This is a genomic window from Pseudomonas sp. LLC-1 (assembly GCF_002992185.1).
In the GTDB taxonomy this organism is placed as follows: domain Bacteria; phylum Pseudomonadota; class Gammaproteobacteria; order Pseudomonadales; family Pseudomonadaceae; genus Aquipseudomonas; species Aquipseudomonas monteilii.
In genome coordinates this window covers 131,021-151,154 of sequence record NZ_LUVY01000018.1, presented here as the reverse complement: position 1 = coordinate 151,154, position 20,134 = coordinate 131,021, and the positions used below count along the sequence as shown (strand labels likewise).

Annotated in this window: 19 protein-coding genes; 7 read left to right on the top strand and 12 right to left on the bottom strand. The window is 59.0% G+C overall.

All coding sequences use genetic code 11. The annotated features are described in order from the left end of the window. Window positions 1-135 precede the first annotated feature (135 nt). Window positions 136-1,035, top strand: coding sequence for an alpha/beta hydrolase (locus A0O30_RS20620; protein WP_105947788.1), 900 nt, complete (start codon window positions 136-138; stop codon window positions 1,033-1,035). 158 nt (window positions 1,036-1,193) lie between these two features. On the opposite strand, the gene A0O30_RS20615 is transcribed toward A0O30_RS20620, so the two are convergent. From A0O30_RS20615 to A0O30_RS20595, 5 genes are all read right to left on the bottom strand, one after another. Continuing rightward, on the bottom strand, window positions 1,194-1,685 hold the full coding sequence (locus tag A0O30_RS20615) for a DUF1543 domain-containing protein (protein WP_105947787.1): 492 nt from the start codon (window positions 1,683-1,685) through the stop codon (window positions 1,194-1,196). A gap of 97 nt (window positions 1,686-1,782) precedes the next feature. After that, on the bottom strand, window positions 1,783-3,306 hold the full coding sequence (gene hutH, locus A0O30_RS20610; RefSeq protein WP_105947786.1) for a histidine ammonia-lyase: 1,524 nt from the start codon (window positions 3,304-3,306) through the stop codon (window positions 1,783-1,785). A gap of 12 nt (window positions 3,307-3,318) precedes the next feature. After that, window positions 3,319-4,152, bottom strand: coding sequence for a glycine betaine/L-proline ABC transporter ATP-binding protein (locus A0O30_RS20605; protein ID WP_105947785.1), 834 nt, complete (start codon window positions 4,150-4,152; stop codon window positions 3,319-3,321). After that, window positions 4,149-5,000 (bottom strand): proline/glycine betaine ABC transporter permease, encoded by an 852-nt coding sequence (locus tag A0O30_RS20600; RefSeq protein ID WP_105947784.1) that lies wholly within the window; start codon window positions 4,998-5,000, stop codon window positions 4,149-4,151. The genes A0O30_RS20605 and A0O30_RS20600 overlap by 4 nt, the downstream gene beginning before the upstream one ends. Window positions 5,001-5,073: 73 nt before the next feature. After that, window positions 5,074-6,042: an ABC transporter substrate-binding protein gene (locus A0O30_RS20595; RefSeq protein ID WP_105947783.1), complete on the bottom strand. Its 969-nt coding sequence runs from the start codon at window positions 6,040-6,042 to the stop codon at window positions 5,074-5,076. Between the two features lie 197 nt (window positions 6,043-6,239). Between A0O30_RS20595 and A0O30_RS20590 the strand changes: the two genes are divergently transcribed. Beyond that, window positions 6,240-7,154, top strand: a complete 915-nt coding sequence (locus tag A0O30_RS20590; RefSeq protein WP_105947782.1) for a LysR family transcriptional regulator — start codon at window positions 6,240-6,242, stop codon at window positions 7,152-7,154. A gap of 42 nt (window positions 7,155-7,196) precedes the next feature. Here A0O30_RS20590 and A0O30_RS20585 read toward each other — a convergent pair whose 3' ends face one another. After that, window positions 7,197-8,297, bottom strand: coding sequence for an SDR family oxidoreductase (locus A0O30_RS20585; protein ID WP_105947781.1), 1,101 nt, complete (start codon window positions 8,295-8,297; stop codon window positions 7,197-7,199). 73 nt (window positions 8,298-8,370) lie between these two features. Here A0O30_RS20585 and A0O30_RS20580 point away from each other — a divergent pair, with 73 nt between their 5' ends. The 4 genes from A0O30_RS20580 (at window position 8,371) to A0O30_RS20565 (ending at window position 12,727) form a co-directional block, all read left to right on the top strand. After that, window positions 8,371-8,757: a MerR family transcriptional regulator gene (locus A0O30_RS20580; RefSeq protein WP_105947780.1), complete on the top strand. Its 387-nt coding sequence runs from the start codon at window positions 8,371-8,373 to the stop codon at window positions 8,755-8,757. A 92-nt stretch (window positions 8,758-8,849) separates the two neighbouring features. After that, the gene (locus tag A0O30_RS20575) at window positions 8,850-9,374 is read left to right on the top strand and encodes an RNA polymerase sigma factor (protein ID WP_104834928.1); all 525 of its coding nucleotides are present in this window, start codon (window positions 8,850-8,852) and stop codon (window positions 9,372-9,374) included. Then, window positions 9,371-10,210, top strand: a complete 840-nt coding sequence (locus tag A0O30_RS20570) for a FecR family protein (RefSeq protein ID WP_105947779.1) — start codon at window positions 9,371-9,373, stop codon at window positions 10,208-10,210. The genes A0O30_RS20575 and A0O30_RS20570 overlap by 4 nt, the downstream gene beginning before the upstream one ends. A 78-nt stretch (window positions 10,211-10,288) precedes the next feature. Next, window positions 10,289-12,727, top strand: a complete 2,439-nt coding sequence (locus tag A0O30_RS20565) for a TonB-dependent receptor (protein ID WP_105947778.1) — start codon at window positions 10,289-10,291, stop codon at window positions 12,725-12,727. A 101-nt stretch (window positions 12,728-12,828) separates the two neighbouring features. On the opposite strand, the gene A0O30_RS20560 is transcribed toward A0O30_RS20565, so the two are convergent. Both A0O30_RS20560 and A0O30_RS20555 read right to left on the bottom strand, forming a co-directional pair. Further along, window positions 12,829-13,833 (bottom strand): AraC family transcriptional regulator, encoded by a 1,005-nt coding sequence (locus A0O30_RS20560; RefSeq protein ID WP_105947777.1) that lies wholly within the window; start codon window positions 13,831-13,833, stop codon window positions 12,829-12,831. A gap of 78 nt (window positions 13,834-13,911) precedes the next feature. Next, the gene (locus tag A0O30_RS20555) at window positions 13,912-14,694 is read right to left on the bottom strand and encodes an SDR family oxidoreductase (RefSeq protein WP_105947776.1); all 783 of its coding nucleotides are present in this window, start codon (window positions 14,692-14,694) and stop codon (window positions 13,912-13,914) included. 1,171 nt (window positions 14,695-15,865) lie between these two features. Between A0O30_RS20555 and A0O30_RS27780 the strand changes: the two genes are divergently transcribed. After that, entirely contained in the window at window positions 15,866-16,090 is a 225-nt protein-coding gene (locus A0O30_RS27780; protein WP_158261459.1) for a cupin domain-containing protein, read from the top strand. 282 nt (window positions 16,091-16,372) lie between these two features. Here A0O30_RS27780 and A0O30_RS20545 read toward each other — a convergent pair whose 3' ends face one another. From A0O30_RS20545 to A0O30_RS20530, 4 genes are all read right to left on the bottom strand, one after another. Beyond that, complete coding sequence (locus A0O30_RS20545) at window positions 16,373-17,362, bottom strand: protein NO VEIN domain-containing protein (RefSeq protein ID WP_105947774.1); 990 nt, start codon at window positions 17,360-17,362, stop codon at window positions 16,373-16,375. Window positions 17,363-17,793: 431 nt separating this feature from the next. Then, complete coding sequence (locus A0O30_RS20540) at window positions 17,794-18,180, bottom strand: hypothetical protein (RefSeq protein ID WP_105947773.1); 387 nt, start codon at window positions 18,178-18,180, stop codon at window positions 17,794-17,796. Continuing rightward, window positions 18,180-18,734, bottom strand: a complete 555-nt coding sequence (locus A0O30_RS20535; RefSeq protein WP_105947772.1) for a tetratricopeptide repeat protein — start codon at window positions 18,732-18,734, stop codon at window positions 18,180-18,182. The genes A0O30_RS20540 and A0O30_RS20535 overlap by 1 nt, the downstream gene beginning before the upstream one ends. A gap of 23 nt (window positions 18,735-18,757) precedes the next feature. After that, the gene (locus tag A0O30_RS20530) at window positions 18,758-19,939 is read right to left on the bottom strand and encodes a lipopolysaccharide assembly protein LapB (protein WP_105947771.1); all 1,182 of its coding nucleotides are present in this window, start codon (window positions 19,937-19,939) and stop codon (window positions 18,758-18,760) included. Between the last annotated feature and the right edge of the window lie 195 nt (window positions 19,940-20,134).

The window sequence follows — 20,134 nt, the reverse complement described above, 5'->3', positions numbered from 1 at the left end:
AGGCGGGGCCCCTTGCTTTCTATACTTGTCTCCAACGAAGGGCGGTTGCAGCAGCCAACCCGCGCAAGCATATCGCCCTGCGCAATCCAGCACCCGCGCCCTTGCCCGGCGCGCTGCCCTCCCGGAGGCAACACCATGCAAGACGTCCAGCTCAACAACCGCAACATCGTGATGGCTGGCCACCTTTACCTGCCGGCTGCGTTCGAAGAAGACAAGCAGTACCCTGCGATCGTCACCGTCCACCCAGGTGGCGGCGTGAAAGAGCAGGCTGCGGGCACTTATGCCCGGCTGCTGGCCGAGCAGGGCTTCGTCACCCTGGCCTTCGATGCGTCCTACCAGGGCGCCAGCGGCGGCGAGCCGCACTTCCTCGATGAGCCGATGAACCGTGTGGTCGATGTGTACAGCGCGGTTGATTACCTGACCACCCTGGGCTTTGTCGACGCCCAGCGTATCGGTGTGTTGGGGATCTGCGCCGGTGGCGGGTTTGCGGCCAAGGCCGCCTCGGTCGACCGCCGCATCAAGGCGCTGGCCACCGCCAGCGCGGTCAATGTAGGCACGGCCACCCGCAAAGGCTGGGAGGGCAAGGGCTCGATCAACGACCTGCTGCCGCTGCTCGATGCCCTGGCCGGGCAACGTACGGCCGAAGCGGCCGGCGCCGAGCCTGTGTACGCCCCCTATGTGCCGCAACTGGGCGACACCAGCGCGCCCCGTGACCTGCAAGAAGCCGCCGACTACTACCTTACGCCTCGCGCCCAGCACCCCAACGCGCAGAACAAGATGCTGATGAACGGCCTGGGCGCCTGGGTCGCCTTCGATGCCTTCGACCTGGTCGAGCAGTTGCTGACCCAGCCAACGCTGGTCATCGCCGGCAGCGAAGCCGGTTCGCTGTGGCACAGCCAGGAATTGCACGCCAAGGCACAGGGTAACAAAGAGTTGGTGGTGCTCGACGGCTTGGCGCACATGGACCTGTACGACGGCCCGGGCGTGCATAAGGCCTTGCAGCATCTGACGCCGTTCTTCCAGGCAAACCTCTGAGCGTATAAAGCGCTGGTGTCGATCGCCGGGGTCAACTTCGGCCGCCTGATTCGCGAAGGCTTCAGCAACTTCCAGCCGGTCAATGCCGAGTCACTGTTTTCGTTTGGCAGGGTTTTCGGGTCAAAAAACGGGCTGGTTCTGACCTGGGCTCATAGGCTTCAGAGCAGGATGTAGTCGCTGAACTGGCGGATACCCGCATGCTCACCCTTGACCAGATGCACATAGCGTCCTGCCACCAGGTCGACCGGCAGGCAATCGTCGACATCCAGCACGGCGTCGGTATGCGGCTTGAGCCAATCTTCTGCCATGCGTTGCTTGCCCAGGCGCTTGGCCTCGGCCTTGTCGACAGCCGCCACCAGCAGGTACCGGTGAGCTTCGCCGAATACCTGCCGTTCATAACCGCCCAGGTTCAGGAAAAACAAGCGCATGGCGCCGGGGCCGGGGGCTACTTGGCTCAGTTCGACCCGGTAGCCATCGACCCCGGCCACTTCCAGCCAGGAGTCGATGTGCAGGCCTTGTGCGCTGCCGAACCAGGCTTCGCGCAACTGGGGATGGAGCTGTTCCAGGGTGTCGGCCTGGGCGAAGACCACATCGTGGACTTCGATACGGGCTCGAGGGTGGCGACCGCCAAGCATGACGATGTAGAGCATGAGTAATCCTTTGGGGCAGCATCAAGCGCTGTAGTGTGAACACCCTGGCGCTGTTCGCCAAGCGCACAATCCATCGTACGGCGCCGTTCAGCACGCGTCACGCCAGCCAAGGAAAGGCAGCACCCAGCAGGCCGGGATCCTTCAGGATCGATGCACTGCTGGCGATGTCCGGGGCCAGCCAACGGTCCTGGGCATAGGCCGGCACCCGTTCGCGCAGTAACCTCCAGGCTACGTGGGTACCTGCGCCAAAGCGCTGCTCCTTGAGGAACTCGAATGCCTGGGCCGCCAACAGGTATTCGATGGCAAGGATCTGCGTACAGTTCTCAAGGGCGCGGTGCAGCTTCAACCCGGCGTTGGTGCCCATGCTCAGGTGATCCTCCTGCAAGCCAGAGGTGACGTAGTTGTCGACGACTGCCGGTTGTGCGAGCTGACGGTTTTCTGCACACAGTGAAGCAGCCACGTACTGGACAATCATCATGCCCGAATTCACACCCGGTTGGCTGACCAGGAAAGCCGGCAAGCCGCTGACCAGCGGGTTGATCAGGCGATCGAGTCGGCGCTCGGCAATCGCCCCGATCTCGGCCACCGCGATGGCCAGCAAGTCGGCCGCCATGGCCACCGACTGGCCGTGCGGATTCGCCTGGGACACCACGCGATACGACTCGGGTGTACCGAGCAACATGGGGTTGTCGGTCGTGGAGTTGAGTTCGGTTTCGATCTGCCGCGCAGCGTGATCCAGCTGATCGCGCGCGGCGCCATGAACCTGCGGAATCGAGCGAATGCTCAAGGCATCCTGGGTGCGAATGCCATGGCTATTGGCGATGATTTCGCTGCCGTCGAGCAGGCGACGCAAGTTACTGCCCACGCGCTGCATGCCGGGGTGCGGTTTCATCGCGATGATTTCGGGGTCGAAGGCATCGAGTTGGCCTCGCAGGGCCTCGAAGCTCATGGCGCCGATGATGTCCGCCCATTGGCTCAGGCGCGTGGCGTCGTCCAAGGACAGGCAGCTCAGGCCCGTCATGCAAGGGGTACCGTTGACCAGGCACAGGCCATCCTTGGCGCCGAGTTTGACCGGCGCCAGGCCGACCTCGTCCAAGGCTTGCCGGGCCGGCACGATCTGGCCGCGATAACTGACCTGGCCGACGCCCAGCAAGCTGATGCTGATATGTGCCATGTGGGTCAGATACCCCACAGACCCCTGTTTCGGAACCTGCGGGGTGATGTGCTGGTTAAGCAAGGTCAGCAGCGCCTCGACCACCTTGCGCTGAAGGCCGGAACGGCCCTGGCAGAAATTGATGATCGCTGCGCACATGATCGCGCGGGTCTGTTCGTCTGACAGCGCTGTGCCCACGCCACAGGCGTGGCTGAGCAAGGTGTTATGCGACAGCTGGCTGAGCTGTTCATCCTGCAGCGAAACATTGCACAAGGCGCCAAGCCCGGTGTTGACGCCATAGGCGCGTTCACCGCTGGACACGATGCGCCGGACAATCGCCTGGGCGTTCTCGATCCGCGCCCAGGCCGATGGGGCCAGCTCAAGCTTTGCCCCGTGTCGGGCCACTGCCACCACGTCCTGCCAGCGAACTGGCGCGTCGGCGATGATGATTTTTTCGGCATGTGACATACACGCGGTTCCTTAGAGCGAAGCTACACGGCGCTGCACGAAACGGTCTACGTATTCGTCTGCAGGCTGGTAGAGGATTTCTTTCGGCGTGCCGACCTGGATCAGGCGACCGTCCTTGAGAATGGCAATCCGGTTGCCGATACGCACCGCTTCGTCCAGGTCGTGGGTGATGAAGACGATGGTCTTGTGCAGGGTCTTTTGCAGTTCCAGCAACTGGTCTTGCATCTCGGCGCGAATGAGCGGGTCGAGGGCACTGAAGGCTTCGTCCATCAGGATGATGTCGGTGTCGGCTGCCAAGGCACGGGCCAGGCCGACGCGCTGACGCATGCCGCCTGATAACTGGTGCGGGTACGACTTTTCGTAACCCTTCAGGCCCACGGTGTTGATCCAGTGCAGGGCGCGCTCGGTGCACAAGGCCTTGCTCTCGCCACGCACTTTCAGGCCGTAAGCGACGTTGTCCAGCACGGTGCGGTGCGGCAACAGGCCGAAGCTCTGGAACACCATGCTGATCTTGTGCCGGCGGAATTCGCGCAGGGCTTGCAGGTCGTATTGCAGGATGTCTTCGCCATCGACCAGGATCTCACCGCTGGTCGGGTCGATCAGGCGGTTGAAGTGACGCACCAGGGTCGACTTGCCCGAGCCCGACAGCCCCATGATCACGAAGATTTCACCGCTGCCGATGGACAACGACAGATCGTTGACCCCGACCACGCAGCCGGTTTCGGCCAGGACCTGATCTTTGGTTTTTTTCTGGCGGATCATTTTCAGGGCATCTTCGGCGCGGGCACCGAACACCTTGAAGACGTTTTTGACTTCGATCTTGTTCATCGCTTGCTTGGCGCTCATTTGCCCACCCCATGCCGTGGTCGGCCATAGGCCTGGGTAATGCGGTCGATCACAACCGCCAGAATCACAATGGCCAGGCCGGCTTCAAGGCCGCGGCCCACGTTCAGGGTCTGGATGCCGACCAGGACGTCTTCACCCAGGCCACGGGCACCGATCATCGACGCGATGACCACCATCGACAGGGCCATCATGGTGGTCTGGTTGATACCGGCCATGATGCTCGGCAACGCCAGTGGCAGCTGCACGCCGAACAGTTGTTGCATGCGATTGGCACCGAATGCATTGATCGCCTCCATGACCTCGCCATCCACCTGGCGAATGCCCAGGTCGGTCAGGCGAATCAGCGGCGGGGCGGCATAGATGACGGTGGCAAAGATCGCCGGCACCTTGCCCAGGCCGAACAGCATCAGCACCGGAATCAGGTACACGAAGCTGGGCATGGTTTGCATGATGTCGAGCAGCGGCATCAACACTGCCCGCAGGCGATCGTTGCGCGCCGACAGGATACCCAGCGGAATGCCGACCAGGACCGATATCAGCGTTGCCACCAGCATCAGCGCCAGGGTCTGCATCAGCTTGTCCCAGAGCCCGACCGCACCGACCAGAAAGAGCAGGCCGACGATCACGGCAGTGGGCACGACCTTGCGGGTGGCGTGCCAGGCAATACCCGCGACGATGGCCAGCGTCAGCCACCAGGGGGTTGCGCGCAGCAGGCCTTCGAGGTTGACGATGGCCCACAGCAGGGTGTCGGAGATGTGCCGGAACACGTCACCGTAGTTGGTTACAAGCGCGTCGACCCAGCCATTGACCCAGTCGGCAATGGAAAACGTGAAGTTTTTGGGAAACATGGAATTCTCTCGAGCAAGTGTATGAAGCGGACTGTCGTGTCTTACCCGGCAGGCGCCGGAGGAGCCCACACGCTCAGAGTGCCGCGTCTACCTTTTTGGCTGCGTCTTCGCTGACCCAGCTGTGCCAGACTTCGGGGTGTTCCTTGAGGAACAACCTGGCCAGTTCCGGCGATTCGATACGTTCCTTGGTCATGCGCCCCAAGTTCTGGTTAAGCAGATCGACCGGCAGGTTGACCTTTTCCAGCACCGCCACCAGTTCCGGCGCTTGCTCGTGGAAGGTCTTCGACACACCCACCTTGATGGTCAGGGATTTATCCACGCCCGGCTTTTCGTCCAGCTTGACCAGGTCCAGCTGGCCCATCAGCGGCGTCGGCGACCAGTAGTAGAACAGTATGGGCTCGCCACGCTTGTAGCTCGACAGTACGGCAGCATCCAGTGCCGGGCCGGTGCCAGGGCGGAAATTGGTATAGGTGCTTTCCAGGCCGTAGCTTTTCAGCATCGCGCTGTTGTCCAGCTCGCAGGTCCAGCCGGCCGGGCAATTGTAGAAGCGCCCCTTGTCCGGCTCTTCCGGGTCCTTGAATACTTCGGCGTATTGCCCCAGGTCGGCGATGTTCTTGAGGTTCGGTGCCTTGGCTTCAAGTTTGCGCTTGGCATCGCCTTCGATCACATAACGCGGCACATACCAACCTTCGACCGCACCAACGACCGGCGCGCCGACGCCAACCACCTTGCCCGCAGCCGCAGCCTTGTTCCACACCTCGCTGCGCCCCACCCACTCTTCGGCAAACACCTGAATATCGTTGCTGCTCAGTGCGTTTTCCATGGAAATGGAGTTACCCGGCAGGCTATCGGTATCGCAGCCATAACCATGCTTCAGCACGAACTGCATCACGTCAGTGAGCAGCATCCCGCTTTCCCAGTTCAAACCTGCGAATTTCACCGGTTTGCCAGACTCGCACCAGCCGGCCGCCTGGCTGGCGTCAGCCGCCGCCAGCAGCCCGAACGATAGTGTCGTGGTCAACAGAGCCTTTGTAATTTTCATTGTGACGCTCCCAAACAAGAATGGAGTGCGGCAGTTGAGGGCATCCGGCCCAAAGAGGGTCGCCAAACGGGCTGATAAGCCTTGTAATCGGCGTTGGCGTGGCACTTCTGATCGGTGGCCACTGCGCAGGAGAAATATTTCACAACCTCAAAAAAGGATAAAATAATATGTGCTGATGTATCACAACGGAAAAAGCTATGAAGTTCACACTGCGCCAGCTTCGCTATGCGCTAGCCGCGGCCAAGCACGGTAACCTGACGACTGCCGCCATGGAGCTTCATGTTTCACAGCCCTCCATTTCGGCGGCCATCACCGAACTGGAAGAGGTGTTGGGCCAATCGATTTTCGTGCGCCAACGGGGCCTCGGGATATCGCTGACCCCGTTCGGTCGCACCGTCATGGTCCAGGCCCGTCGCGTTCTGGCAGAGGCTCGCACCTTCGCCGAGATCAATGCCAATGCAGGGGAGTGCGTCGGCGAACTGGTGGTCGGATGCTTTGAAGACCTGGCGCCCTATTGCCTGCCACAAATTGTGCGGCGGATGCAGGAGTCCTGCCCAAGGGTCACTGTCGATATGCGCGAAGGCAGTTTCGACTATGTTGGCAAGCGGCTGGGTGAAGGGGCGATAGAGTTGGCAATCACCTACGATCTGGGTTTGCCGCCGAATACGCAATGCACCCAGTTGTGTGAACTGACAGCTCAGGTACTGTTGTCGGCCGATCACCCGCTGGCCAAGGAATCGCGTGTCAGTCTCAAGGCGCTATCCGAACACACGCTGGTCGTTACCGATCAGGTCCACAGTTGGCAGCATGTGTTGGACCTGTTCAGCTTTTACGATCTTTCACCCGCCGTTGTGCACCGTGTGCGCACGTTCGAGTTGCAGCGCAGCCTCGTCGCCAACGGGTTTGGCGTGGCGCTGATTTATACCCGGCCGTTTGGTGACCGTAGTTATGATGGTCAAGCGCTGGTCTGCAGGCCGACCCTGGAGAAACTGCCAACGCATAGCATTGTACTGGCGCATGATCAGCGCTATCCGCTGACGCCTTCGGCCGAGGCGTTCAAGGAGCTGGCGGTGGCATGGTTCGCGGAACGACCGTCGTTTGCATCCGAGTGAAAAATGGGTGGCGGGATTACGCGCTCTTTCACAACCCGTTTGTTATTTCCCGGCAGGGTTTGCAGAAGTGTGAACATGACGATTGGGCAAGTAACCCTGGACGTAATGCACGGTCTTTTCCAACGTTCGCGCCATGTCGGGATGTGCCAGCTGATACTTGAGTTCCAGTTGCTGGCTGTCACTCATGTCGAAGCGCTGCGTCTGGACGAAGTTCAGCGACTCGGCGCTGATCGATAATCGGGTGGCCAGTCCGGGAATCGCCAATAGCCACTTCAGCAATCCTATAGGTACATGGCGGCGGGGAGCCCTTGTATTCAGCGTTTGTGCCAATTGTTCGAGCATACCCTGTAGGTTCGGCGTGTGCTCATACAGCGCCAGCACCTGCCGGTTGGCCATTGACGGGTCGAACGCCACGCAGGTCATCATCTTTACCAGGTAATCGACGCTGACCAATGGCAACCAGTGCCTGGCGGAACCCGGGACAGCCTTGAACCGGCCCAGTGCCAGATTTCGAATGAGATCCACCAGAGGTTGTCCTTCAGGGATGTGTCCACTCTCGCTGTGACCACACACCGTAGCAGGATGAACGATCGCGTAATCTGCGCCTACTTCCTGCATGTAACGGATGACGGCGAAATGGGACTCCAGCTTGCTGCCTTCGTAGCCACCCACACGGCCGTAGACTGCAGGCCAATTGGTGTTTTCAGGGCGCTCGTTATCAACCCCGATACTTGCAAGATGGGTAAGGTTCTGCAGCATATAACCGCCCACCATCAGCAAGCGGATACGCAGGCTCGCCGCGAGCCTGGCGACGTTCCGCGCCCCTTGTACATTGACTGCGCGGGCCTGCTCCATTGTCAGGCCCCAGGTAAACTGCGCCGCGAGGTGGAAGACCACAGCGACCGATGCTACGCATTGCCTGCCTGTTTCGCTGAGTCCGAGCCCATCCCTGCTGATATCTCCCCCAACTGCATGAATATACGCAGGGTTACCTCCCAGTTGCCCGACTTGCTCTTTGAGGCGTCCGATATTTTCAGGGTTGCGCATGAGCACCCAGGTCTTATGCCCTGTCGCGGTAAGATGGGCCAGCAGATGTTGACCCACAAACCCACTGCCGCCTGTGACGAAGCACTCCACGCTCATACCTGAATCCTTGTTTGAATGATCGGCGCAGGCTAAGGTGTAGAGCGTACTCTACAGTCAAGGAGTTTTTACTGTGAATGTTGGAGAGTTGGAGCGCCGGAGTGGAGTCGGCCGCCATACATTGCGCTATTACGAGCAACTCGGGCTTATCGTGGCCCATCGCCAAGCCAACAACTACCGCAGCTACAGCGACCAGACCGTTGTTGATCTGGCCTTTATTCAAAGTGCCCAGAGCGGCGGTTTTTCGCTCGCCGAGATCGGCGACATCCTTGCGGCCAAGCGGGGCAATACGATCGATTGTGCGCAAGGCGCGATGTTGGTGGCCAGCAAGATGGCCGACATTCAAGCGAAGATCACCACGCTGCAAGCCGCGTATAACCTTCTGGGCGCGGAGCGCGCAAAGCTTGAAGCCAGTGCCGTTGCCAACGGGCTGACCATTGCTCACCTTCCTGCGATTTAGCATACCGCAACGCGGTAGTTGGTTTATTCGCAATTATTTCTCATTTACACTTGTGTCTTGTTTCGGAGCCTACCTCTTATCCAGGATGCATCGTGTCGTTCGATCCCGCCAAACCGACGCTGCTGTCTACATTGGTACGTCACTATGACGATCTGGTGGACCACATTCGCCGACGCTTCGGCGACAGAAGCATGGCGCGTGATGTGGTGCATGACGTGTGCGTGCAGTTGCTTGAGCGCGGTGAGAAAGAAGACGTTCGAACCCCATTGGCCTTGCTACGAAAAATCTCCCACGACACCGCTATTAGTCGCTATCGTAGCGATCGCCGCCGGGGCGCCTGGGTAGAGGCGGTCTCCGAGCTGCCTGAGGTGGCCTGCCCGGCAGCCACCCCGATGACCAGGTATGACAGCGAGCGCGAGTTTCAACTGCTCGTCGACGCGATCACAGACCTCCCTCCTCGCTGCCAAGCTGTTTTCGTCATGCACAAGATTCACCAAATCCCCCAGGCAGAAGTAGCCACTCGCCTCGGTATTTCCATCAAGACTGTGGAAAAGCACCTGCGCCTGGGGCTGGCGGCATGCAGGCAACGGCTTGGGCGTGATGAGGTGCGCCCATGACGAAGCAACCCGAACAGGTGCCACTGGACGAGGCGCTTGGGCGACATCGTGAAGAGCTCAAGCAGCTGTTCCCTATGCCGCCGTCCAGGCCTGCGCCCTCGAAGGCAGCAAAGTCGGCAGGTATCACGCTGGCGGTTGCGATCGCCTTTGCAGGCCTGGCCTGGCTGAACCCTGCCTACAAGAGCGAGCGTTTCGCTACCGGCGTTGGTGGTGAGCGGCGTGCTGTGCTGCTGAATGATGGAAGCAAACTGCTGCTCGACAGTGGCACGCATGTCGATATCAGCTGGCGTCTGCTCAGCCGCGAAGTCGACCTGCGCGCAGGGCAGGCGCTTTTCGATGTCTCCTCGGCCGTGTACCGCCCCTTCGTAGTGTCCGCTGGCCTGGCGAAGGTCGAGGTGCTCGGTACGCTGTTCAATGTCCGCCGGCTGGATAACGACGCGGTGCGTGTGACCCTGGCCCGTGGACGCGTGGACGTCACCGCTGCAGCTGCAGAACACGCGCCTGTCACCCTCAGGCCAGGGCAACAGGTCGACTCGATTGGCGGGCAACTGATGCCGGTTGCGAAGGTCGACGCCTTGAAGGCGATGGCCTGGAAAGATGATCGCATCGTGTTCGAGCAGACGCCGCTGGATGAAGCGGTGTCGTTGCTGCGTCACTATCGCAAGGCATCCATTGAGCTGAGCGACCCAAGCTTGGCTGCACTCAAGGTGACAGGGGTCTTCGAAGCGCACAATGTCGACCGACTGCTGGATCTGCTACCGAGCATCCTGCCCGTCGCCGTGTTGAAAACAGAGGATGGCAGCGTCCGGATTCAACGTAAATCGGCAAAAAAATAAAGCTCAAGCGCAGGTAGGGTTTCTCGATTCCCATGGCGGCTATTGAAAAAAGCCCAACCAGAAAAAGGAACTCGAGACGTGCATTTTCCCCTCCGCAGTCGCCAACTACGCCTGTCATTGCTCGCCAGTAGCCTGCTCATCGCAATGTCGGCCCAGGGCCGGGAAAAGGTGAACGTGGATCTCCCCGCCGCGCCGCTGGGGGAGGCCATCAACGCCCTTGCACAGCAGTCTTCGGTACAGGTCATCTTTGCCAGCGATCTCGGTGCAGGGCGAAACGCGCCTGCGGTGAAAGGGCGGTTCACACCTGAGCAAGCACTTCAAACGCTGCTCAAGGACAGTGGCTTGCAGGTACAGGCCAAGGATGAGCGTACGTTCGTCATCGTCGCGCAGGGTGCCCCTGCATCCAGCCCCGTGACCCAGAGCGTGCCCGTGGAAATGGCGCAGATGGAAATCACCGCCTCGCGCACCAGCAGCAGCCTGGTTTCCGCAACGCGGCAATCCACCGTTCTTGAGCATGAACAACTGCAGGAGCTGCGCCAGGGTTCAGAGAGCCTGGCCACGGTACTGGCCAAGGCGATTCCGGGCATGTCCGACTCCAGCCGCACCATCACCGAGTATGGCCAGACCCTGCGCGGGCGCAGCATGCTGGTCATGGTTGACGGGGTGCCGCTCAACACCAACCGCGACTCTTCGCGCAACCTGGCCAACATCGACCCGGCGCTGATCGAACGGGTCGAAGTCATCCGTGGCAGTAGCGCCATCTACGGCAGCGGCGCCACGGGGGGCATCATCTCCATCACTACACGACCTGCCGGTGGTGAAAACCGTGCCGAAACCAGCCTCAGCGCCACCTCGCCACTTACCCGCCTGGGCAGCGATGGCCTGGGGGGCCAGTTCCAGCAGTATTTCGCAGGCTCTCAGGGGGCAGTGGACTATGCGTTCGACTTCGGCACCCGCCACATCGGTGCCTCGTACGATGCGCATGGCGACCGGATCGCCCCGGAGCCCAGTCAAGGCGACCTGTTCGATTCGAACATCTACAACATCGGCGGCAAGCTGGGGCTGCACATCGACGAGAACCAGCGAATCCAGCTTGCAGTCAGCCACTACGATGCACGCCAGGACACCGATTACGCTACAGACCCAAGCGTCGCGAAACTCCCCGCAGGCTCTGTGCCGGCCAATGCGATCAAAGGCCTGGATCTTGACGAACAGAACCGCATTCGCAACACGCTGGTGAACCTGGAGTACGAGAATCTCGACATTCTCGGCAGCCGGCTTTCTGCCCAGATGTACTACCGGGACTACTTCACCCGCTTCACGCCGTTCGACGCCCGTGCCGTTGCTACCCGCGGCGGCAACGTGGACCAGATCATGCAGAACAGCGAAGTGTTCGGCAGCCGCCTGACCCTGCGCACGCCACTTGGCGACAGCGGCAGTACCGAGCTGGTGTGGGGTGGCGACTATAACCAGGAGCGCAGCGACATGCCGCTCGATATCTTCGATCCTGCGGTTTATGACGCCAGTGGCGGCCTGGTCTTCGACAAGACCGGCAAGCTCACCTACATGCCCCCGCTGAGGACGCGAAGCGCCGGTGCGTTCGCCCAGCTACAGCATCGCTTTGATGAGCATTGGTCTGTCGACGGCGGCCTGCGCTACGAATACTCCACTGCCGAATTCGATGACTTCGTTCCGTTGTCCGAATCCACCGCTGCCTCCCCGGTGGCGGTGAAGGGGGGCGAAGTTCATTACGATGCGGTGCTGTCGAACCTGGGCATCGTCTACTCACCGGTACTCGGCCAGGAGATCTACGCCTCCTTCAGCCAGGGCTTCCAATTGCCCGACGTGGGCATTCAATTGCGCAATGCGCGCCGTGGTTTCGACATCGGCGCATCGAACCTGGAACCGGTCAAAACCAACAACTATGAGCTTGGCTGGCGAGGAGAGCTGGGCAGCAACACCCTCGGCACCTTGGCGCTGTTCTACACCACCTCCAAATTGGGGGATGTGCAGAGTTTCAACAATGGCCTGATTCTGACCCGCACCAAGGAGCGCATCTACGGAGCCGAAGCCAGTGCAGATTGGCTGTCGGACGATGCGGTGTGGGGCGCAGGGGGGAGTGCGACCTGGATGCGCGGACGAGAAAAACCGGATGGCAAAGGCTGGCAAGACATGACCGGCTATCGCGTTCCGCCCCTGAAGCTGACCGCCTACGTCCAGTACAAGCCGACACTGGAGTGGAGCAACCGCTTGCAAGCTACGTTCTTCGACGCCAAGGACTATAGGCTCGATGGCGTGGACAGCTTTGGTCGGCATCAAGTGAGTAGCTATACGACAGTGGACCTGGTCAGCCAGTACCAGATATCCGCTGACGACAAGGTAAGCGTCGGCATCCAGAACCTGTTCAATCGCGACTACTACCCGCTCTACAGTCAATTGCTGCGCAATAACAACAACACCAGCCACTTGCCAGCACCCGGCACTGTGTTGACTGCCAGTTATACGCACAATTGGTAAGGTGGCGAGCATCACCGGGCCGGTATCGAGCCCGGTGGTTGTTTACAGCTTTCGCGCTACCTGCGATGAGCGCTTCCGACGCCAGAACTGCCATTCAGCCCTCACATCGAGTAGCTGTGCTGCCTCCGGTATTCGCCCGGTGTCATGCCAGTCCAGGCTTTGAAAGCGCGCAGGAAAGAATTGGCATCCATGAACCCGATCAGGAACGCAATTTCCCCGGGTGACAGGTTTGAGCGAGACAGGTAGTGGCGAGCCAGGCCCTGACGTGTGTCGTTGAGTATCTCCTGATAGTTCAGCGCCTCGTCTGCAAGATGGCGCTGGAGGGAGCGCTTGCTCATCGCCAGGCGACTGGAAACATCCTGGATGCTGCTCCGCCCGCTCGGCAGCATGTCGAGCAGCGCGCTGTGTACTCGTTCTTGAGTGGTGGCGCCGGCTTCGAGTTTTGAAAGCCGGGTCCGGAGTTCCGGTTCAAAGAACTGCCACATGGAAACGTTCTCGGTAAGGAAAGGGCGCGAAGCATCTTCTTTGGAGAAGCGAATACGATTGCAGTCGCCTTGCCGCAAGCTACATCCCAGGAACGCCTCGCAAGGCTTTGCCGGTTCGGGCAACGCCACCAGCTCTGCCTCCAGCGGGGTGATCGTTTGCCTTGTGGCGAGGCGCGCCAAGTGGGTAAGGAAGACCAGTTCCATCGCAAGGAGGCTGCGCGGGAGCGGACGGTCGTATCCATAGCACTCGATAAAAACCTCGGTGCACGCGTCGTGGAAGACCACATCCAGCGCCAAGGGACCACACAGACGCTTGTATTCGGCAAGCCGGGTGAGCGCTACGTTGAAGTCGGGGCTGCACAGGCAAGCAAAAAGAGCTGGATCGAAGGCTTCTACTGAAATGGCACCACCGAGTCGGAGTGGCAGATGCGACTCTCCGACCAACTGCTCAAGGCTCTCGAAAAGTCGAAAATACTCAGGTGGCGAGAGCACGGCGTCCTTGCGGCTGAACAGATCAGCCGGTAGTTCGGCCAACGCCAGCAAGTCCCCGGGCGCTACGCCCAAATCAGCAATGATCACTTTCCACCCAGCATGCACGGCGAAATTCTTGGCTTGTTTCATTATCGAGGCATCTCTTCGCAGCGCATTGCCGTAGCACGCACGTCAACAAGGGGAACGGGTAGGGCTTCTCTGGCCTTCTCAGGATGCCTTTTCCATTGCCTTGCGGGACATCCTGAGCACCAGTTTGCGAGGCAACAGCGGAACAATCCAGTCGAGCATCACGCGCAACTTGCCTTCATTGAACGTAACCAGTTCACCGCGCTCCATGGCCTGGTAACCGCATTGCGCCACGGATTGTGCCGTCTTGGCATTTTTCCAGACATCCACCCCCTGCAGATCCCCTGCGGCGACGAAACCTGTTGCGACCGCTCCTGGGCACAGCGCAGTGGCGGTTACACCGTATTCCCTGACTTCCTCGGCGATAGCCTGGGTGAAGGAGGTCACGAATGCCTTGGTGGCGTAGTAAACCGCCTGGAGGGGGCCTGGTATGAACGAGGCGGTCGACGAGACGTTGAGAATACGCCCGCGTCGACGCGAGACCATTGCCTTCAGGTAATGATGGGTCAGAGCGGTAAGCGCGCCCATGTTCACTTGCATCATGGCGAGGTCGGCAGCGATGTTGCGCTCGACAAATTTCCCGTGGCCACCGAACCCGGCGTTGTTGATCAGAACGTCGATGGACAATCCCAATGTTTCGGTGGCAGCGAATACCCGATCTGCTGCGCCAGGATCGGCCAGGTCTTCCACGATTACATACACTTTCACGCCGTATCGTGTCTGAAGTTCCTGCTTGACGGACTCCAGCTTGTCACGCGAGCGCGCTACCAGGACGACATCGCCACCCTTGGCTGCATGGAGGCGTGCCAGTTCCAGTCCGATGCCACCCGAGGCGCCAGTAATCAATGCGGTTTCAGTAACCATGTTATCTCCTTGCTTGGTGCAATGCGTTTGGGCAAGGAGATGCTACGGTGCGCGTTCGGGTATGGCACTAGCACAAAATGCCATGGTTAATTCCGATTGCGCCAAGCTGCAGTTTTCGCGACGCGAGCCAATGTATCTAGGGCTTTAAGACGGTTTGTGGAACTTGATTAGAGACTATCGGGATCGCCGAAGAACATTTTGACTAGGCTCTAGGACGGTAGTTTCAGGATGGGATTTAAAGCTATGCCCCCAATTTTGCCCCCAGTCTCAGCGGGTGCATAGGCGATCGCGACTGGCGATTTCTGACACGGACCAGGGTAATCTTCAGCGGCCTTCAGTGTACGCCAGTCTCGGCTTGTTCGGAGCATGCCTGATGATTGGTTGCCTAGTGCACGGCGCCAAGCGCGTGGTAGGACTGCACCGCGTCCGTGCGGATCTATCACTTCAACTAGATCGCCCGCTCAACCCGCGCGGCTGGTGTGCGTAAGCCGTAACTGGGCGCGCTGCACGTAGCGTTTGGGAGCAGTGATGGCGCCGGCTACGGCTGCCACGATAGTAATGACGGCTGAACAGCAATGAATTAGGCCAGGTTCGCACTACTGCTCGTCAAGCGGCTGACTAATCGCCAGATGTCCGCATCCAACTGCTTTGCGAATTGTGGATCCTGGATGGCCGCTATCGACCCGTAGCAGCTGTTCGTGGAGGGCACCAATCGGCCAGTAGCAGACAGAAATTCACTGCTACACTCCGTGGGGTGGCTAGAGCCATATCGTCCTTCCTCTTCGTATACGCCTTGTTTCTGGAGTAGCAATTAAATAAGCCAGAAAGTGGCGTAGGGGTAAGAAGATCGATCATAGACAAGTGGTGAAAAGTACAGCGCTACTTTTCTTGTTTGCCTATGGTTAGTTGTCACGATTATTTGCCTAGAACTACAACCGCGACATTGGTGTTGCGGCGGATCACGGAGAGCGTGCAATGCAACCATTTGACAAGAATAGCGTTGTTCTAAATACGGATGTTACCTTCGATCAATTTATTGGTCCGATGGAGGAAAAGAGCACGATTGATTCACGCAGTTTCCCACTTGAAAGTTGGCGGGACGTATGTAAATTTCATCGGTCAGTTGAGGGGGTCTAAGTTAGTTGTGCCAATTAATATCAAAGAATACTGCATGTTAGTTGTCAGCGAGGCAGATCCTGGAACAAAGGTTAAAAAGCATTCTCACGACGAAGGCCTCATCCGCTATGTTATGAAGGGAAGCCTTGTCCAGAATGGTGTTCGATACGAGGCAGGCGACTGGGTATTTCTTCCTCAAGGTCAACCGTATGAGCTTTACACCGAAGAAGGCTACACGGCAATGTGTGTTTATAGAACATGGTGCAAAGATCCAGATTAACGCTAATATTGTGCATGCGGCTTGGTTTTGGCAGGTCGTTACGTTAAACGTTAGTGTCTGAGGCATATAGCGGACGTGATCGGCTGCTTATGGCGGTAGCGGCCCTTCACGAAGGACTGCTTTGGGTCGAAAGCAGCCTGCCAGCTTGGTGATGTCCTCACTTGAGCAGCAGGGCGCCGTCGCCCTTGCTGACAGCAATCGCTAAAGAACAGAGCGCCTTGGAACGGTCGGTAGTCGGTTAAAGCAGCGACAATCCAAGTAATGGATATAATGAACGTCTGATCAATCAATCGTGAGCCGAGCAGCGGTTAGCTCTTTGATCTTCAATACTCTCCCATCTTCAGTGAGCCAACAATGACTGCCGCCTTTGCTCAGCTCGGAATTGTAATAAAAAACATGAGAGCGAGCTGAGGAGTCTAGCGCATTCGTGACGATGTAGACTACGTAAGACCTGCGATGCTCGGCGGCGAGCATTTGCTTGTATTCGTTAGGAGTTAGTTCAGCGCATAGATCGCTTCCTGACAGTCCTTTGACCTCAACTTTTAGATCTACGTCATTACTAGAGACCGTAAGGTCCCAGCCCATATTGTCTTTTTCTACCGATTTTACAACCCGACTCCCACCCTGCACAGACTCGTAATATTTGATGGCATGACGTACTGCCGCCAGCTCCACGAGTTTCCTCATCTCGGGATCTTGTTGCTTAGGAGAATTCACCTGCTTCTTCGACGCCTTCTGGGAGAGGCTCCCACCTGCGTCCAAATACGACCTCACCTTAGCCACATACTCTGGATTTCCATACCAGACTGGGCTTTGCCCGAGGTTACCCTTAACCTTCGCTGTAGGTACTTTAAGAACACGCTGGTCTGGTGCCAATAAGATCGCGCCAGCAGTAGGCGCTTCAATCTGATACCCAACGACGTCGCCACTTGACCGCTTGATCTCGAAATGGCCTGACTCAGGGTAAACCACAGCACTTCTGTACCAGCCAACCACGTACGTGACTTGATCCCTTGGACTCCTGGCAACCCAGATCACGGTCACGCCTTCGACTTTGTCATCGTTTCTGGCAGCACCAAGCCTCCTCAAATCTATTCGAGCTGACCGGGGGATATAGCCATACAACCTTTTGCGCGTAGGCTGGAAATTCCACGCTTCATGGCCGTAAGCATGTGTCTTTAACCATCCATGTCCACCAATGGTTGGATCGTTATCTGGGCCTTGGTAAGACACCATCCAGCCAATATTTACAAAGACAATCGGAGCATCCATTTTAGAATCCCTTCTTAGCGTCAGTGGCAGACCCCCTTTCGAGTGAGCTGCGACAGTGGTGCGGCCAGATACTCCAGTGAAACGAAACTCCTAGCCGCTTTCAGTGCGTTGATTTCTAAAGTTTTTTAATGGAACTGGTCGATTTTTACCAATAATTTGATACGCGCCAGTCAAGGAGTCAGTTTACACAAACTATCGCGCTGCTGAACTCAGATCTGAAGAATGGCGCCCGCTTTCGCAGATGATCGTTTGACCCCTTGGCGAGACCAAGTATGCGTCAACCACACCGCTTGAATCGCATCTCTTCTGATGCGTTCAAAACAGTTTGACGGAAGCTATTCCTGGCTCCGGTTGAGGCATTGATCTCATATGTTTTGGACGCTCGGGAGGACCAGCTCTCGGGAGGAGGGAGATCCCCGTGAACTACAGTGTCAATCTGATGCTAACAACGTCTCGATCACCCGATATACCGCGGCCTCCATTTTTTCATCCGCCAGCAGCGCCTGCGCCACTTTTCCCGCCACCTGCTCGAATTGCGTATGAGCCACAACGTTCTCGCCGAATTCCCAGCGCAGGATCTCCTGCACGGTGACCAAGGGCGCCGCCTCCAAGAAGTCCCCGGCACTTTCCCGCAGGATGGTCAGTCGGCTACGCAACCGCGCCCGGAGTATCTGCGGGTTTCGGGCCCCAGGCTTTGCCGGGGCAGGGTGGTGCTGGCGTCCCGTCGAGGCGACTTGTTTACTGCTTCTGCCCTGAGCCGCAGGCTTGCCGAGAGTGGCGAGCAGCCGCGACAGGCTTGTGCGATCGATGCCGGACATCAGGACGTCTCACCCATATCCCGGTAGGCACCGAGAAATACCGCGGCATTGCTTTCGGTGGGCGTAAGGTCGGCAGCCTGTAGGTCGGGCTCAGGCTTGAGCTTTGCCAAGACCCGGATCATGTCCCCCTTGAGCGGTAGGTTTTCGCAGGTCGCCACGCCGCGCTCGAGCTTGACGACAGCGGCCTGCAGGTCTTCGTCGATCAACGAGACATAGGCGTCGGCGAACGTGCGCAGGCTTTCGTCGGTGCCGTTGGCATACAGCTCCTCGAACGCAGCGCGTGCCTGTTCCGGGGACTCTTGCTGGAGGTGCAGCAGGCCCAGCTGAAAGCGTGCCAGGTCCATGTCGGGGCTCAGCGCCAGCACCTCGTTCATGCACAATATCGCCCGAGGGAACAGGCCGAGTTCCGCATATTCGGCAGCCTGGAAATAACGCACACCCGGGTTGTCCGGCTCCAGCTTCAGGGCCCGCTCCAGATAGTCGAGGGCGGCGTGGTGGTTGTTTTCCTGGCTGGCGTGAATGGCCAGGTGCAGGTATTCGTTCGCTTCCAGCATCAATAGGCTCCGGGTGACGCGGTTCAATGATGATCGGGACGGGCGGTGGCACGCTTGTCCTGATGCTCATGCAGCCACCGCTCGAGCAGTACCTGGCCGCTGTTGTGACCGTCGGGCGAGGTATTTGCAAGTACCTGGTGAAGCAACTCCTTCGCTTGCTCGACTTTGCCGGCGCGCTGCAGGAGCAGCATCTCGGCATAGCGTGCGCTAAGGCCGTCGGGGTTGAGCTTGAGCGCGCGGCGGATGCCGAAGCGCGCTTCCTGCTCCAGACCGTCCATGACATCGACCACCGCCAGGCCGCCATGGGTCTCGCCGAAGTTGCGGTCCAGTTCATAGGACTTGAGCAAGGCGTCGCGGGCAGCAGCGCTGTCGTTGTGCAGGATATGGATCCAGGCCAGCAGGTGCCAGGTGCCGATATGGTCCGGCATCAATTCGACTGCCTTGCGCAGGTGCTCCAGTGCCTGATCAAACTGCAGTTCGTTGAATTCCAGTTGGCCCAGGCCGGACCAGGCGCGACCGCATCCGGGGTGGGCCTGGACGGTGTGCAGCCAGGCGTTGCGCGAGGCGCTGATAGCGCGTTGCTCGAAATGCGCGGAGGCGCAGGCGATGAGTGCGTCAAGCTGGTCGGGGTCGTGGACCAGGACTTCCCGGGACAGGCTCAAGGCGCTGTCGAGGTCGTCGTTTTCATAGCGCAGCAGCGCCAGCAGACCACGGGCTTCGGTGCTCTGCGGCTCCTGCTCAAGCGCTTGGACCACCAGTGGTTCGGCTTCTTCGGTCAGTTCCTGGTGGTGCAGGGCACGGGCGTGCAGGAGCAGGGCAGTGCTGCTGTCCTGAGCGCTTGCGTGACGGGCGAAGAGGTCGGCTGTTGTCGCGTAGTCGCCACTGTAGAAGTGCGCGAATGCGGCGTTGTAGACCACGGCAGGATGTTCGATACCGGCCTTCAGCGCCTTGTCGCCATAGGCTGCTGCCGTGATGAAGTCATGGGCCTGCAGCGCCAGGTGCAGGGCCAGGGCGCAGAGCTGCGGATCGTCGCTGGGGTACTGCTCAAGGTGCTCGAGCAAACGCTTGCCGTTTGCTGCGTCGCCCGTCTCGATCGCCAGGTTCAGGGCGTCTGCCAACAGCATTGTGTTGGTCCGGTCGTGGCTCAGAAAGCCAAGCAGCCGGACCAGGCGGTCCTGCTTCGAGGAAAGGGTATCGGAGGTCATGATCCTGGCTTTGTATGTAGGTATGAGGGCGATTATTGCCGCGCCGCAGGCTGTCTGTCATGTGGCAAACGGCAAATTGGCCCTGGCAGAAAAATATTTTGCTGTGCCCCTAAACCTTTTGCCGAATCCACGCATAAGGCGATCAGTGAGGCCGTTTTATACAAGCGGCCAAGGATTTCCGGGTCGCGCATGACC